The sequence below is a fragment of the Pseudomonas sp. B14(2022) genome (assembly GCF_012030485.1).
In the GTDB taxonomy this organism is placed as follows: Bacteria; Pseudomonadota; Gammaproteobacteria; order Pseudomonadales; family Pseudomonadaceae; genus Aquipseudomonas.
Genome location: NZ_JAAUVM010000011.1, coordinates 124,631 through 138,223, shown reverse-complemented (window position 1 = coordinate 138,223; position 13,593 = coordinate 124,631). Strand labels below are relative to the sequence as shown.

At 60.2% G+C, this 13,593-nt stretch carries 15 protein-coding genes; 14 read left to right on the top strand and 1 reads right to left on the bottom strand.

What is annotated here, in order from left to right:
* Positions 1-2: 2 nt before the first annotated feature.
* From HCF10_RS17800 to HCF10_RS17740, 13 genes are all read left to right on the top strand, one after another.
* Positions 3-932 carry an electron transfer flavoprotein subunit alpha/FixB family protein gene (locus HCF10_RS17800; RefSeq protein ID WP_167656074.1) on the top strand — a complete coding sequence of 310 codons (930 nt, stop codon included), beginning with the start codon at positions 3-5 and terminating at the stop codon, positions 930-932.
* 83 nt (positions 933-1,015) lie between these two features.
* On the top strand, positions 1,016-1,831 hold the full coding sequence (locus HCF10_RS17795) for a substrate-binding periplasmic protein (protein ID WP_131699729.1): 816 nt from the start codon (positions 1,016-1,018) through the stop codon (positions 1,829-1,831).
* Between the two features lie 9 nt (positions 1,832-1,840).
* Positions 1,841-2,203, top strand: coding sequence for a DUF4398 domain-containing protein (locus HCF10_RS17790; RefSeq protein WP_131699728.1), 363 nt, complete (start codon positions 1,841-1,843; stop codon positions 2,201-2,203).
* Positions 2,200-3,015 carry an OmpA family protein gene (locus HCF10_RS17785; protein ID WP_131699727.1) on the top strand — a complete coding sequence of 272 codons (816 nt, stop codon included), beginning with the start codon at positions 2,200-2,202 and terminating at the stop codon, positions 3,013-3,015. The genes HCF10_RS17790 and HCF10_RS17785 overlap by 4 nt, the downstream gene beginning before the upstream one ends.
* 271 nt (positions 3,016-3,286) lie before the next feature.
* Positions 3,287-4,726 (top strand): aminotransferase-like domain-containing protein, encoded by a 1,440-nt coding sequence (locus HCF10_RS17780; RefSeq protein WP_017527404.1) that lies wholly within the window; start codon positions 3,287-3,289, stop codon positions 4,724-4,726.
* Between the two features lie 104 nt (positions 4,727-4,830).
* Positions 4,831-5,322, top strand: a complete 492-nt coding sequence (locus HCF10_RS17775; RefSeq protein WP_131699726.1) for a translation initiation factor 2 — start codon at positions 4,831-4,833, stop codon at positions 5,320-5,322.
* Positions 5,323-5,484: 162 nt separating this feature from the next.
* Positions 5,485-5,739: a YkgJ family cysteine cluster protein gene (locus HCF10_RS17770; protein WP_017527406.1), complete on the top strand. Its 255-nt coding sequence runs from the start codon at positions 5,485-5,487 to the stop codon at positions 5,737-5,739.
* A gap of 41 nt (positions 5,740-5,780) precedes the next feature.
* Positions 5,781-6,386: an START domain-containing protein gene (locus HCF10_RS17765; protein ID WP_131699725.1), complete on the top strand. Its 606-nt coding sequence runs from the start codon at positions 5,781-5,783 to the stop codon at positions 6,384-6,386.
* A gap of 103 nt (positions 6,387-6,489) precedes the next feature.
* On the top strand, positions 6,490-6,726 hold the full coding sequence (locus HCF10_RS17760) for a hypothetical protein (RefSeq protein WP_048731221.1): 237 nt from the start codon (positions 6,490-6,492) through the stop codon (positions 6,724-6,726).
* 213 nt (positions 6,727-6,939) lie between these two features.
* Entirely contained in the window at positions 6,940-7,281 is a 342-nt protein-coding gene (locus HCF10_RS17755; protein WP_015885395.1) for a ribonuclease E inhibitor RraB, read from the top strand.
* A gap of 456 nt (positions 7,282-7,737) precedes the next feature.
* On the top strand, positions 7,738-9,147 hold the full coding sequence (locus HCF10_RS17750; protein WP_167656073.1) for a circularly permuted type 2 ATP-grasp protein: 1,410 nt from the start codon (positions 7,738-7,740) through the stop codon (positions 9,145-9,147).
* Positions 9,148-9,151: 4 nt separating this feature from the next.
* Positions 9,152-10,102, top strand: coding sequence for an alpha-E domain-containing protein (locus tag HCF10_RS17745; protein WP_053139428.1), 951 nt, complete (start codon positions 9,152-9,154; stop codon positions 10,100-10,102).
* The gene (locus HCF10_RS17740) at positions 10,099-10,902 is read left to right on the top strand and encodes a transglutaminase family protein (RefSeq protein ID WP_131699723.1); all 804 of its coding nucleotides are present in this window, start codon (positions 10,099-10,101) and stop codon (positions 10,900-10,902) included. The genes HCF10_RS17745 and HCF10_RS17740 overlap by 4 nt, the downstream gene beginning before the upstream one ends.
* Before the next feature lie 28 nt (positions 10,903-10,930).
* On the opposite strand, the gene HCF10_RS17735 is transcribed toward HCF10_RS17740, so the two are convergent.
* A complete protein-coding gene (locus HCF10_RS17735; protein ID WP_131699722.1) occupies positions 10,931-11,737 on the bottom strand; it encodes a c-type cytochrome in 807 nt (268 codons plus the stop codon).
* A gap of 649 nt (positions 11,738-12,386) precedes the next feature.
* Between HCF10_RS17735 and HCF10_RS17730 the strand changes: the two genes are divergently transcribed.
* Entirely contained in the window at positions 12,387-13,592 is a 1,206-nt protein-coding gene (locus HCF10_RS17730) for an acetyl-CoA C-acetyltransferase (RefSeq protein WP_167656072.1), read from the top strand.
* Position 13,593: the final 1 nt, after the last annotated feature.

Here is a 13,593-nt window from a genome sequence, read left to right as displayed (position 1 = left end):
AAATGACTATCTTGGTAATCGCTGAACACGACAACAAGGTGCTGGCCCCGGCCACCCTGAACACTGTTGCTGCTGCCGCTAAAATCGGTGGCGACATCCACGTACTGGTCGCCGGTCAAGGCGCTGGCGCCGTGGCTGAAGCCGCAGCCAAAGTCGCTGGCGTGAGCAAAGTACTGCTGGCCGACAACGCCGCTTACGCTCACCAACTGCCGGAAAACGTCGCCCCTCTGGTAGCAGAGCTCGGCGCTGGCTACAGCCACATCCTGGCTGCCGCCACCTCCAACGGCAAAAACATCCTGCCGCGCGTTGCCGCACAGCTGGACGTTGACCAGATCTCCGAAATCGTTTCGGTAGAAAGCGCCGACACCTTCAAGCGTCCGATTTACGCCGGTAACGCCATCGCTACCGTGCAATCGACTGCTGCCGTCAAAGTCATCACCGTGCGTGCCACCGGTTTCGATCCGGTTGCCGCTGAAGGTGGTTCGGCTGCCGTTGAAGCCGTTGCTGCGGCCCACGACGCTGGCACGTCCAGCTTTGTCGGCGAAGAGCTGGCCAAGTCGGACCGTCCTGAGCTGACTGCTGCCAAGATCGTCGTTTCCGGCGGCCGTGGCATGCAGAACGGTGACAACTTCAAGCACCTGTACGCCCTGGCCGACAAGCTCGGCGCTGCGGTCGGCGCCTCCCGCGCGGCCGTCGACGCAGGCTTCGTACCCAACGACATGCAGGTCGGCCAGACCGGCAAGATCGTTGCGCCACAGCTGTACATCGCCGTCGGTATCTCCGGCGCGATCCAGCACTTGGCCGGTATGAAAGACTCCAAAGTGATCGTCGCGATCAACAAGGACGAAGAAGCACCGATCTTCCAGGTGGCCGATTACGGCCTGGTGGCGGACTTGTTCGAAGCCGTACCTGAGTTGGAGAAGCTGGTCTAATCCAGCCGCTTCACTTATAAAGAGCCCGGTCCTGTGACCGGGCTTTTTTTTGCCTGGCTTTTTTGAACACCGGAGAAACCGCCATGGAACTGCGCCCCTGGGCCGTACTGCTGGGACTTACGCTGCTGCCGAGCCTGACCCTGGCCGCCGGCAAATGTGATCGCCTGGTGATCACCGGCAGCCCGGACGCACCGCCGCTGCTGTGGCGCGATCCCCAAGACCCGACGCACCTGATCGGCGCCACCGCCGACGTATTGCAACAGGTAGCCAAGGATCTTGGGTTGAAAATCGACCTGCTCTACGGTGGCAAGCGCTCCCAGGCCCTGGACGAAGTGCGCAGCGGGCGCATGGACATCCTCGCCGATGCACCGCTGAACCTTGGCGAGCTGGAAACCCTCGACTACATCCACCCGGAGCTGGTGCAGCTCGATTATCTGGTCTGGACCCGCAAGGATTCGGCACTGGCCTACACCACGGCGGCCGACCTGCATGGTCACAAGGGCGCGGTGTCGGAACGTGCGCGCTTGAGCCGCGACTTTGAAACCTTCGCCGCCCAGCAACTGACCCTGCAACGCCTGCCCACGTTGACCCCGGCCTTTCAGAAACTGCTGCTGGGGGAAGTGGACTACGTGCTGGCCGGGCGTTACTCCGGCATGGCCATGGCCCAGACCCTGGGCATGAGCAATGACCTGGTAGCCCGCGATGTGCCCGTCGATCAGCCCGGCCTGTACCTGGCGATTTCCCATAACTCGGCCTGCAATGATCCCTGGCTGCGCGGACAGCTGGCCAAAAAGATGACAGAATTGCGCGGGTCTGGTGTGACGGAAGCCGCGTTGCAGCGCAATCTGGAGCGTTGGAAAGCGCAATTGCAACAACCCGTCGGCACCCCAACAAAGTAGGGATTTTCAGTGACTCTTCGACCTTTTTTCGCGGCCCTCGCCGTTGTCGCTCTGGCGGGATGTGCAGCCGATCCTGCGCCGAATGAACAAATTCGTCTTACCCAGCAAGCCCTGGTACAAGCCAACGCCGTGGGCGCCAGCGCCGATGAATCACCCGAACTTAAACTGGCCGAGGACAAATTCGCCCGGGCCAAGGCCGACATGGCCGAGCAATCCTACAAGGACGCGCGCATGCAGGCCGAACAGGCCGAGCTGGATGCGCGCCTGGCCGAAGCCCAAGTACTGACCCGCAAGAGCCAGGAACAACTGAACGTGCTCAACACCCGCATCACGCGCCTGCGCAAGCAATTGCAGCTGGGAGAAGCCCAATGAACCCGATGATCCGTGGTCTGGGGTGTGCTGTGCTGTTGGGCAGTGCGGCACTCGGCGGTTGTGCCAGCCACCCCAATGGCGAACAGGCCTTACAACAGGCGGGCAGCGACTTCCAAAAGGTCAAGGAAGACGCCAACGTGCTGCGTATCGCACCCAAGGACGTCATCCGCGCCGGTGAATCCCTGGCACGGGCCGACCGCTTGTCCAGCTACTGGGGCAGCGGTGCCGACGTGGTGCATTACGCCTACCTGAGCCAGCGCTACAGCGCCATTGCCCGCGAACACACCGAGCAGGCACTCAACGAAGAACGTGCTGCCAAGCTCGAACTGGAACGCCAGCGCCTGCAATTGGCCCTGCGTGAAAGCAAGCTGATCAGCGTGCAGCAGCAGGGTAAATGGCTCGAAGAACAGATCGCCAGCCTGACCACCACCCAGACTGATCGTGGCCTGGTGATGACCCTGGGCGACGTGCTGTTCGATACCGGTGAAGCGGAGTTGAAAAACTCGGCCAACCGCACCGTGTTGAAAATCGTGCAGTTCCTGCAACTGAACCCCAAGCGTGTAGTGCGCATCGAGGGGTACGCCGACAATACGGGCGGTCAGCAGGAAAACCTCAAACTGTCCCGTGATCGTGCGCAATCGGTGGCCGATGTGCTGGTGGATCTGGGGATCGACGAAAAACGCATCCAGGTTGAGGGCTACGGCGACCAGTACCCGGTGGAAGCCAACGCCTCCGAACGTGGCCGCGCGCAGAATCGTCGCGTGGAAATAGTGTTCTCCGACGAAAAAGGCCAACTGGGAGCCGCGCGCTAACGCCTAGCACAGATCAAAAGTGTGGGAGGGGGCTTGTCCCCGATAGCGGTGGTTCAGTCAATATTTTGGGTGACTGACACTCCGTCATCGGGGGCAAGCCCCCTCCCACATTTTTCTGCACACCCCTGAAAATTCTATCCGCCACCCTTACAGTTTTTGCTATCACTGCCAGCCGCGCTCGACTATTGTGGCAACTGTCCCCGTACACTTCTAAACTGTGCCGGTATGTTTCACACAAAAATAAAATACCCGTGAAATCGAGTGCTGCGTCATGACCAATCTGTTGCTTTACCAACGTATCGCCCAGCAACTGGCTGAGGATATCCGTCGCGGTGTCTATCAACCGGGTGAGCGCGTGCCTTCGGTGCGCAAGATGAGCTCCCAGCTCAATGTCAGCCACGCCACGGTATTGCAGGCTTATGCCAACCTGGAAGACCAGGGGCTGATCCGGGCGCGGCCGCAGTCCGGTTACTACGTGCACCAGACGCCAGCGCTGACGGCGCCGACGCCGGACATCGCGCGGGTCGAGCGCCCGGGGTTGGTCACCCGCAGCAGCATTATCCAGCAGGTATTGGGCGAGTCGCGCCGCGAAGGCGTATTCCCGTTGGGCGCCGCCGTGCCGAGCGTCGATTATTTGCCGGTACGGGCGCTGCACCAGCAATTGGCCAAGGTCACGCGCTTCCAGAGCCCACGCGCTTTCAGCTACATGTTCAGCCCCGGTTTCGAGCCGCTGCGCCGTCAGGTGGCGATTCGCATGCGTGACGCCGGCGTGGTGGTGGACCCTTCCGAAGTGGTGATCACCCATGGCTGTGTTGATGCATTGCAGATGTCCCTGCGGGTGCTGACACGCCCCGGCGACTTGATCGCGGCTGAATCACCGACCTATTACGGCTTGCTGCAACTGGCCGACCTGCTGGGCCTCAAGGTCATCGAGATCCCAAGCGATCCGTCTACCGGCATGAGCCTGGAAGCCTTGCAACTGGCGGCCAACCAATGGTCGATCAAGGCCCTGGTGCTGACCACCCGCCTGAGCAACCCCCTGGGCGGCACCATGCCCGAGGAACGGCAGAAACAGTTGCTGCGCCTGGCGTCGGATTTCGATATCCAGATTGTCGAAGACGATATTTACGGCGAACTGATGTTCGAACTCGGCCGCACCAAGGCCCTTAAGGCCTACGACCGCCTCGACCGGGTCATCTATTGCTCAAGCTTCTCCAAGACCTTGTCGCCGGGTGTGCGCATCGGCTGGATGATCGCCGGCAAGTACCAGCAGGAAATCCAGCGCCTGCAAATGTTCAGCACCCACTCGGCATGCAGCGTCACCCAGATGGGCGTGGCGGCGTACCTGGAGAACGGTGGCTACGATCGGCACCTGCGTTACATTCGCCAGGAATACCGCAAGAATCTCAGCGCCTTCCAACTGGCGGTGCAGCAGTATTTCCCGGAAGGCACCCAGATGACCCGTCCGACGGGCGGCTTTATCTTGTGGGTCAGTTTGCCTGGGCGGGTCAATACTCAGGAACTGCACGTGCGTGCCCTGCAACAGGGCATCAGCATTGCGCCGGGGTTGATCTTCAGCAACACCGAGCAGTTCAACCACTGTATTCGCCTTAACTGCGGCACACCGTGGAACCGCGAAGCAGAGCGCGCGCTGATGACCCTGGGGATGCTAGCCAGCCAGTTATGCCAGGAAACCGCAGCCGGCTTTTGAGGTGTCGAAAAGGGGCAACGCCGATAGCTGGCTGATCACCGTGCTTGTCATGCCGCGCACAACAAGCGAGCATATGGCCCTCTGCCGTTAATGCTGTAGGCAATATGACCTCGATTGTTCGCGCTGCTTTGGTGGTTGGCCTGTTGAGCCTGTGTAACGTCAGCACAGTGCTGGCGGCGGCACCCGTGGCTGAAAACAAGCCTGCTGCCGATACCCAGCAGGATGCCCCGGTAAAAAAACCAACCTCCGCCAAGCAAGCTCCCGTCGCGAAGAAGCCAACCACCACGGCGAAAAAACGGGCGTCGACGGCGAAAAAATCCAAGTCAGCCCAGGAAGTGGCGCAAACCAAGTTGCCACCGGCACAGTTGGATTTGTCCCTGCCTTCGGACATGGTCAGGCATCTGCAGCCCCTGGGTACCATGCCCAAGCCCAAAAGCGTGCCGTTGTTGCCGCCGATGTTCGGTGAAAAGCCCACCGACAACAGTGCGTTCCAGATCAACGGCCGTTTGCTCAGCAATGAGATGAAGCTGCAATTGCGCAACGAAGAGCGCCGTGAAGTGGAAGGTGCTGCGTTGGAGTTCGAGTTCAAGCAGTAAACTTTTTCCTACGAAGTGACGCAGTCCATCGACCATCTGTCGCAGACTGATCGGTCACTTTTGTTTTGTGCGAAAAACCCCTGTTAGACCATTTTAAAACGGCTGTTTAAGGGCGTACTCTAGCCCGGCCATCCCTATTGAGTCGTCGAGGACCTGCTGGTCATGAATTGCCGTGAAGGCTGTGGCGCCTGCTGCATCGCCCCCTCCATCAGTTCGCCCTTACCCGGAATGCCCAATGGCAAACCGGCGGGCGAACGCTGCCTGCACCTGTCGGTCGAACAGTTGTGCCAACTGTTCGGCCAACCGGAGCGCCCGGCGGTGTGCAGTGATTTCAAGGCGGATATCGATGTCTGCGGCACCGACCAGGCCGATGCGATCCGGTTGATCGGCTGGTGGGAGCAGATGACGGCGGCTTGATGGGCTTTACTATTGGAACTTCAACAATAAGGAATAAAACAATGGGTTCGCTGAAACGACTGGCTGTGCTGTGCGGTTTTACGCTGTTATTTACTGCCACTGCCCAGGCTGAGGATTGGCAAGTCGCCAAGGATGAAGACGGTATCAAGGTGTCCCTGAGCGAAGTCGCCGGCTCCAAATACAAGGCGTATCGCGGTGTGACCGTGATCAAGGCGCCTGTCGCCAAGATCCAGGCCCTGCAGGAAGATGTGGTCGGCGCCTGTTCGTGGATTCATGAGTGCAAATCCCAGAAGCTGGTCGACAAGAAAGGCGATGAGGCCTGGACCTACACCCAGTTCAAGGCGCCGTTCCCGGTGACCGATCGTGATTCGTACATCCATGTCACCACCACCAAGGACGCCGACGGCAGCGTGACCCGCAAGTTGCAGGGCGTGCCGACCTACAAGCCCGAAGAAAAAGGCTACGTGCGTGTCGCCCAGGTCGAGGGCTTCTGGAAACTGGTGCCTAAAGGCGCCAATGAGACCGAAGTCACCTACCAGGTACACACCGAGCCAGGCGGCAGCGTGCCGTCGTGGTTGGCCAACAAGTTCGTGGTGGAGGCGCCGTTCAACACCTTGAAAGCCTTGAAAGAACACGCTGAAAAATAAACGCAGTTGATCCGGTGCCTCCTGACCTGAGTGGAACGTTTGCCGAGCCCTCAAGGTCCAGATAGTTGTGAACCCACACACGGGTTTTATCGAGGAGGCACCGATGCAAAAGTGGCAGATTACCTTCGTTGATGATCACGGCGTACAGTCCGTGGAGCAGTTCACCTGCGAGCAGAAGCCCAGCCTCGAAGATGCGGCACACATGATTCGCAACAAGTTGGTGCCGGTGGCCGCCGAACTGGACCTCAATGATCTTGAGGGGCGCAAACCCGAGCCAACGGTCAAGATCCTCAAAGATCAGAACAGTATTCAAATCCTCGACATCTCTCCCGCCGCCTGAATATTCCCTGTATGCCATTCAAGCACCTCTGGTGGAGGTGATAGCTTCGCGCTACTCTGCAAGTGAGATCAGCGAATGAATCGCTAAGGTCTGGTCTTGTCAGCTACATGCTTGTTTTCCCGTGGTGATGTTGTTGCCGTGGTACCCGCGCCGTCAGCGCGCGGGCTTTGGGAAGCACGGAAAGTCTATCCATCGGTTTGAGGAGGACGTTTCATGAGCACAGCCTATCAAGAAGACATCAGCACCAACGTTCTGCGCCGCATGAAAGAAGGCGGCTTCGACTTTTCACGTTTCCACCCCATTGAGTTCTACGCCATTTTCCCGGATGAGGAACGGGCGCGCAGGGCTGCGGGTGAATTTCGTGGCGAGTCCCTGAATGCCCAAGTCAGTGCGCGCGACGATGGCGCCTGGTACTTGGAACTGAGCAAGATCATGTTTGCAACCTACGACGGCATAGGAGACTTCGAGCAAGACTTTGAAGCGGTGGTCGAGCCGCTGGGAGGGATCATCGAAGGATGGGGCGTCAAGCAGGAGGTGCGTGGGTTACCCATGTAGCGCGACTGTATGAGCAACGCAGCGTATCGGCTGACCTTAGGGTCGGCCGATTTTGTATGGGCTGCGTGAAGGTTTGCGGAACTTGCGCTGCCCTTTCTTGCACCAAAAAAAAAGCCACCCGAAAAGGGTGGCTGAAAGGGAAGACCGTAGGAGCCGGTCAGTACACGAGCCTCAAGGTACCGAGTGCGGGATGGGTAAGGCTGTAGGACGTGTCCTGTTCAACTGATGGGGCCGATTATCCGCAGGCTTGCGTGGGCAGTGAAATCAACTCTGACTATGCTGTTGATAGCCAAAGCTTGCATTGCCATGAAGCGTGCAGCAGTGCAGTGGGGATTCTGCGCACCAGGACGGTGCGATCAGGTCTTTGCTTATATTCAACCCACTGATTTTTAAGTGTTTATGCCGCTGGCACGGGCCTTGCGATGGTTCTTGCGTCCGGGTGACAAGGAGTACGGCATGATCCGCACTTATTACGACGAAATGTACGATGGGGCAGGGCAGGTTCGCCCTCACTACCGCGAGTTCGCCCGCTGGTTGTCCGAAACCCCCGCTGAACTGCTGGCCCAGCGCCGGCGCGAAGCCGACTTGCTGTTTCACCGCGCCGGGATCACCTTCACGCTTTACGGGGACGAGCAGGGCACCGAGCGCCTGATTCCTTTTGACACCATCCCTCGCAGCATTCCCGCCAGCGAATGGCGAATGGTCGAACGTGGCTGCATCCAACGGGTCAAGGCGCTGAACATGTTTCTCGCCGACCTCTATCACGACCAATGCATCATCAAGGCCGGGATCATTCCCGCCGAACAGGTGCTGGCTAACGAGCAATACCAGTTGGCGATGCAGGGGCTGAACCTGCACCGCGATCTGTATTCCCACATCTCCGGGGTCGACCTCGTACGCGATGGCGACGGCACCTACTACGTGCTGGAAGACAACCTGCGTACACCCAGCGGTGTGAGCTACATGCTCGAAGACCGCAAGATGATGATGCGCCTGTTCCCCGAGTTGTTCGCCGCTCAGCGTATCGCGCCGATCGACCATTACCCCAACCTGCTGCTCGATACCCTTAAAAGTGCCAGCCCCCTGGATAACCCCAGTGTGGTGGTACTGACCCCGGGGCGCTTCAACAGCGCGTTCTTTGAGCATGCGTTTTTAGCCCGGGAAATGGGTGTGGAGTTGGTGGAAGGCGCGGATCTGTTTGTGCGCGACGACCGCGTATTCATGCGCACCACCGACGGCCCCAAAGCCGTGGACGTGATCTACCGTCGCCTTGACGACGCATTCCTCGACCCGCTGGCGTTCAACCCGGACTCCATGCTCGGCGTGCCTGGCCTGCTGGCGGCGTATCGCTCGGGCAATGTGGTGCTGGCCAATGCCATCGGCACCGGGGTGGCGGATGACAAGTCTGTGTACCCCTTCGTCAGCGAGATGATCCGTTTTTACCTGGATGAAGAACCGATCCTGCAGAACGTTCCCACCTTCCAATGCCGTAAGCCCGACGAATTGTCACACGTGCTGGCCAACCTGCCGGACCTGGTGGTGAAGGAAACCCAGGGCTCCGGCGGCTACGGCATGCTGGTGGGGCCGGCGTCCACGGCCGCTGAAATCGAAGCCTTCCGCGCCCGCATCAAGGCCAAGCCCCACGCCTATATCGCACAGCCAACCCTGTGCTTATCCACCTGCCCGACCTTTGTCGAAAACGGCATTGCGCCGCGCCATATCGACCTGCGCCCGTTCGTGTTGTCCGGCAAGGAAACCCGGGTGGTACCCGGCGGTTTGACCCGTGTCGCGCTGCGCGAAGGGTCGCTGGTGGTCAATTCATCCCAGGGCGGCGGCACCAAAGACACCTGGGTGGTCGAGGACTGATGCCATGTTGAGTAGAACTGCCTCGGATTTGTACTGGATGTCGCGCTACCTGGAACGCGCTGAAAACCTCGCGCGCATGCTCGATGTCAGTTATTCGCTGTCGCTGATGCCCCAGGATGGGCGCGGTGATGGCCTGCATGAACTGGCCATGCCGCTGTTGATCACCGGCACGCTGGATGATTATCGCGAGCGCCACGGTGAATTGCATGCCGAACGCCTGTTGCATTTTTTCGCACTGGATGCGGCCAACCCGGCCAGTATCTACAGTTGTCTCGGCGCCGCGCGGGCCAGTGCCCATGCCGTTCGTGGGCGAATTACCGCGGACATGTGGGAAAACATCAACGCCACGTGGCTGGATATTCGCGAAATCTCACAGCAGGGTCTCAGCCGCTACGGCATGAGCCGGTTTTGCGAGTGGGTCAAGGAGCGTTCCCATCTGTTTCGGGGGGCGACCTACGGCACCATCATGCGCAATGACGCCTTTCGTTTTATTCGGCTGGGTACGTTTATCGAGCGCGCCGACAACACCCTGCGCCTGCTGGATGCGCGTTATGAAATGGCCGGCGACCAGGCCGACGCCGTCACCGATGGCACTGCCCACGCCTACTATCAGTGGAGTGCCTTGCTGCGCGCGTTATCGTCGTTCGAGGCCTATACCGAGATCTACCGCGACGCCCCAGGGGCCCGACAAGTCGCGGAACTGTTGCTGTTGCGCGCCGATGTACCGCGCTCGCTGCGAGCCTGCAGCGAAGAGATCGACCAGATCCTCGCCAGCCTGCCCGGCATCAACGGCCGTCCGGCCCAGCGCCTGGCCGCCGAGATGGACGCGCGCCTGCGGTTTACCGCCATCGATGAAATCCTCGAGGAAGGCCTGCACGCCTGGCTGACCGACTTTATCCCCTTGGTTCGCCAGTTGGGCGACGCCATCTACAGTTCCTACCTGGAGGCTGCATGAGACTCTCCATCAGTCACGAAACCACTTACCACTACGACGACCAGGTACGCGCCAGCATCCAGTACCTGCGCCTCACGCCCCACGACAGCGAGCGCCAGCATGTGCTCAGTTGGCAACTGGACCTGCCACGCCCGGTGCGCGCGCAGATAGATCCATTCGGCAACATCCTGCACGTGCTAACCCTGGACGAACCCCACGACGCGATCATCATCGGCGCCCGTGGCCAGGTGGATATCGATGAGCTGCGTGAGGCTGAACACGAGAGCCAGTCAGCCTTTCCGTTCCTGCGCTGTACTCGCCTGACCGAGCCCGACGAAGCCCTGCGCGCCTTTGCGCAACAGCATTGCCACCAGCGGCGTGATCGCACCGCGTTGATCGACCTGATGCACGCCCTCAACCAGTCGATGGTCTACACGCCGGGTGCCACCGAAGTCGACACCTGCGCCGCCCAGGCCTTCGCTGGGCGGGCGGGGGTGTGCCAGGACCATACCCATGCGTTCCTGGCCTGCGCGCGCAGCCTGGGCATTCCTGCGCGGTATGTGTCGGGGTATTTGTACACGGAAGACAGCACCCACCTGGCCAGCCACGCCTGGGCCGAAGCCTGGCTGGATGACGCCTGGTACAGCTTTGACGTGACCAACCAACTGGCCCGGCCGGAGCGGCATTTGAAACTTGCTGTGGGCCTGGACTACCTCGACGCCTGCCCGGTGCGCGGCATGCGCCGTGGCGGTGGGCATGAGCAGATGCATGCCAAGGTGTTCGTGGCGCCGACGCCGGTGGTCCTGGTCCAGCAGCAATAACCCGCTCGCCACAGAGATTAAGGTGGGGTCAGTGTTGTTGTTTACGCCCCGCCATATGCTTCAAGTACCCCACCAGCAACTCCAGCTCGCTGTCAGGCAACACACTGGCGGCGAACGCTGGCATCTTCGCCTGCGGCCAGTGCCTCAGGCTCTGCGGGTCGCGGATATAGCGCTTGAGGAAGTCGCCGCTGAAATATTCCGTAGGGTTGTAGGGAACATTCAGGTCGGGTCCCACCTGTGCATCGCCGGCGCCATTGAGGCGGTGGCAGGCCAGGCAGTTCTTCTGGAACAGCGCAAAGCCCTGGTTGACCGGATCATCGACCGCCAATGTCGGGTCGGGCAACAACGCGGGAAAACGTTCAGCTACGGTCTTCAACTGCTTGATCGCGGAAATCTGGAACGGCCACTGCTCCGGGCTGATATGCCCGGCCTGCGGATCGGTCCATACAAGGTAGAACGGCCCGGCACTCGGCTTGCCGTCTGCCAATGGGGGCCACGGGTGGGCCGGGTCTTCCACGGCCAGCCAGGCGCGGGCGCCGTTTTTTTGCAGCAACGGTGCGGCCGTCAGTTCCGCGGCGAATCCATCCAGGGCAACGGCTTGCAGATGGTTATCGGGCTGGATATCCGGTAGGAGCACTGCCAGCGGGACTGCGCGATAGGTCATGTTGCGCTTGTAGGAAACGTCATCAACGACCTGCACTGTCTGCGCGTCCGGATGCTTGAGCAGGTCAGCGGTTTGCCACGTCTTGCGCGTGTGATCCAGCTCGACGGTCAATTGCGCCGCCGAAGCGGGCAGGGCGAGCAACACGGCTAGGAATGCGAAGATCGGTTTCAAGGCGGCGGCCCCGTATTAAGTGGCGATAGGGCTCACGATACCGGAAAAACGCGGGTAAAAAGGCAGCCCCTGCAACAGGATCGCTATGCACGAAGTCCCGGCAGGTGCTGCCAAAAGCAGTAATCCTGATGCAATAAGTGCACAGAATGGAGGGGTCGGACCTTTACCCAATAACCTTGGTCAGGTTGGGCAAGATCAGAATCAGGGTGGTGGCGAACAGAATAAGTCCCGCCTGACGTACTTTCGAATGTTTGAACATGGCTGACTGCCTTTTGTTGTTATTCCTGAGCGTCAAATGCGTGCCGGTGTATTTCAGTATCGCAACGTGACGTGTCGCTTTTCTTACAGCTGCTCCAGCAAAACCCGGCAGCAACTTCTTACTGATTGAACCTTAGAGCCCTCGTTATGCGCCGCTTAGACCCATTTCATATCACTTAATAAGTATTTCTACTTAAAAAGGCATGAGGCATAACGCCATCTTGGCGCCAATGCCTTGGCTAGACAGCTAAAACGATTAATCAGGCAATTACCTTAGGTCCCTACCGTTCGTCCGAGCGTGGCGGTCAAAAGCAATGAGCGCATCCGTCATTGAAACCGTGTCAATCGGGCCTAAGGTAAGGGCACACATGCACAGCGGTTCGAGGACGTCATGACCCAAGCTTTGATCTTTGATGCGATACGCACGCCCCGCGGCAAGGGCAAGGCCGACGGCGCCTTGTACAGCGTCAAGCCGGTAAATCTGGTGGCGGGCTTGCTCACCGAGCTTGCGCAACGCAACGACCTCGACACCCAGCAAGTGGATGACATCGTGCTCGGCTGCGTCACCCCGGTGGGCGACCAGGGCGCCGACATCGCCAAGACCGCTGCCTTGGTGGCGGACTGGGCCGTCAGCGTTGCAGGGGTACAGGTCAACCGCTTCTGCGCCTCCGGCCTGGAAGCGGTCAACCTCGGCGCGATGAAAGTGCGTTCCGGCTTTGAGGACCTGGTGGTGGTCGGCGGCGTGGAGTCCATGTCCCGCGTGCCCATGGGCAGCGATGGCGGCGCCTGGGTGCTCGACCCGCAAACCAATATGCATAGCCATTTCACGCCCCAGGGCATTGGCGCCGACCTGATCGCCACCCTGGAAGGCTTCACCCGTGAGGACGTCGATAGCTTTGCCCTGCAGTCCCAGCAGAAAGCCGCCAGGGCGCGTGCAGACGGGTCCTTCAACAAGTCGTTGATCGCGGTGCAGGACCAGAACGGCATTGTGCTGCTGGACCATGATGAATTCATTCGCGCCGACTCCACCCTCGAAGGCCTGGGCAAGCTCAAGCCCAGCTTCGAAATGATGGGGCAGATGGGCTTCGACGCCACCGCATTGCGGGTCTACAGCCACGTGGAACGCATCCATCATGTCCACACACCGGGCAACAGCTCCGGCATTGTCGACGGCGCCGCATTGATGTTGATCGGCTCCGAAGCGAAGGGCCGCGAACTGGGCTTGCAACCTCGGGCGCGCATCGTCGCCACGGCCGTCACCAGCACCGACCCGACCATCATGCTCACAGGCCCGGCGCCGGCCACCCGCAAAGCGCTGGCCAAGGCCGGTTTGCGCGTAGAAGACATCGACCTGTTCGAGGTCAACGAAGCCTTCGCCTCGGTGGTGCTCAAGTTCATCAAGGACATGGGTATCGATGCCGCGCGCGTCAACGTCAACGGCGGCTCCATCGCCATGGGCCACCCGCTGGGCGCCACGGGCTGCGCGATCCTCGGCACCCTGCTCGACGAACTGGAGGTGCGCCAGCAGCGCTACGGCCTGGCCACTCTGTGTGTCGGCGGCGGCATGGGCATCGCCACCATTATCGAACGTCTCTGAG

What these genes read in the sequence shown, in the direction of transcription:
- HCF10_RS17730 (WP_167656072.1), top strand. Translation starts at nt 12,387, where the DNA reads ATGACCCAAGCTTTGATCTTTGATGCGATACGCACGCCCCGCGGCAAG.
- HCF10_RS17750 (WP_167656073.1), top strand. Translation starts at nt 7,738, where the DNA reads ATGATCCGCACTTATTACGACGAAATGTACGATGGGGCAGGGCAGGTT.
- HCF10_RS17775 (WP_131699726.1), top strand. Translation starts at nt 4,831, where the DNA reads ATGACCTCGATTGTTCGCGCTGCTTTGGTGGTTGGCCTGTTGAGCCTG.
- HCF10_RS17780 (WP_017527404.1), top strand. Translation starts at nt 3,287, where the DNA reads ATGACCAATCTGTTGCTTTACCAACGTATCGCCCAGCAACTGGCTGAG.
- HCF10_RS17745 (WP_053139428.1), top strand. Translation starts at nt 9,152, where the DNA reads ATGTTGAGTAGAACTGCCTCGGATTTGTACTGGATGTCGCGCTACCTG.
- HCF10_RS17785 (WP_131699727.1), top strand. Translation starts at nt 2,200, where the DNA reads ATGAACCCGATGATCCGTGGTCTGGGGTGTGCTGTGCTGTTGGGCAGT.
- HCF10_RS17755 (WP_015885395.1), top strand. Translation starts at nt 6,940, where the DNA reads ATGAGCACAGCCTATCAAGAAGACATCAGCACCAACGTTCTGCGCCGC.
- HCF10_RS17795 (WP_131699729.1), top strand. Translation starts at nt 1,016, where the DNA reads ATGGAACTGCGCCCCTGGGCCGTACTGCTGGGACTTACGCTGCTGCCG.
- HCF10_RS17760 (WP_048731221.1), top strand. Translation starts at nt 6,490, where the DNA reads ATGCAAAAGTGGCAGATTACCTTCGTTGATGATCACGGCGTACAGTCC.
- HCF10_RS17765 (WP_131699725.1), top strand. Translation starts at nt 5,781, where the DNA reads ATGGGTTCGCTGAAACGACTGGCTGTGCTGTGCGGTTTTACGCTGTTA.
- HCF10_RS17800 (WP_167656074.1), top strand. Translation starts at nt 3, where the DNA reads ATGACTATCTTGGTAATCGCTGAACACGACAACAAGGTGCTGGCCCCG.
- HCF10_RS17740 (WP_131699723.1), top strand. Translation starts at nt 10,099, where the DNA reads ATGAGACTCTCCATCAGTCACGAAACCACTTACCACTACGACGACCAG.
- HCF10_RS17770 (WP_017527406.1), top strand. Translation starts at nt 5,485, where the DNA reads ATGAATTGCCGTGAAGGCTGTGGCGCCTGCTGCATCGCCCCCTCCATC.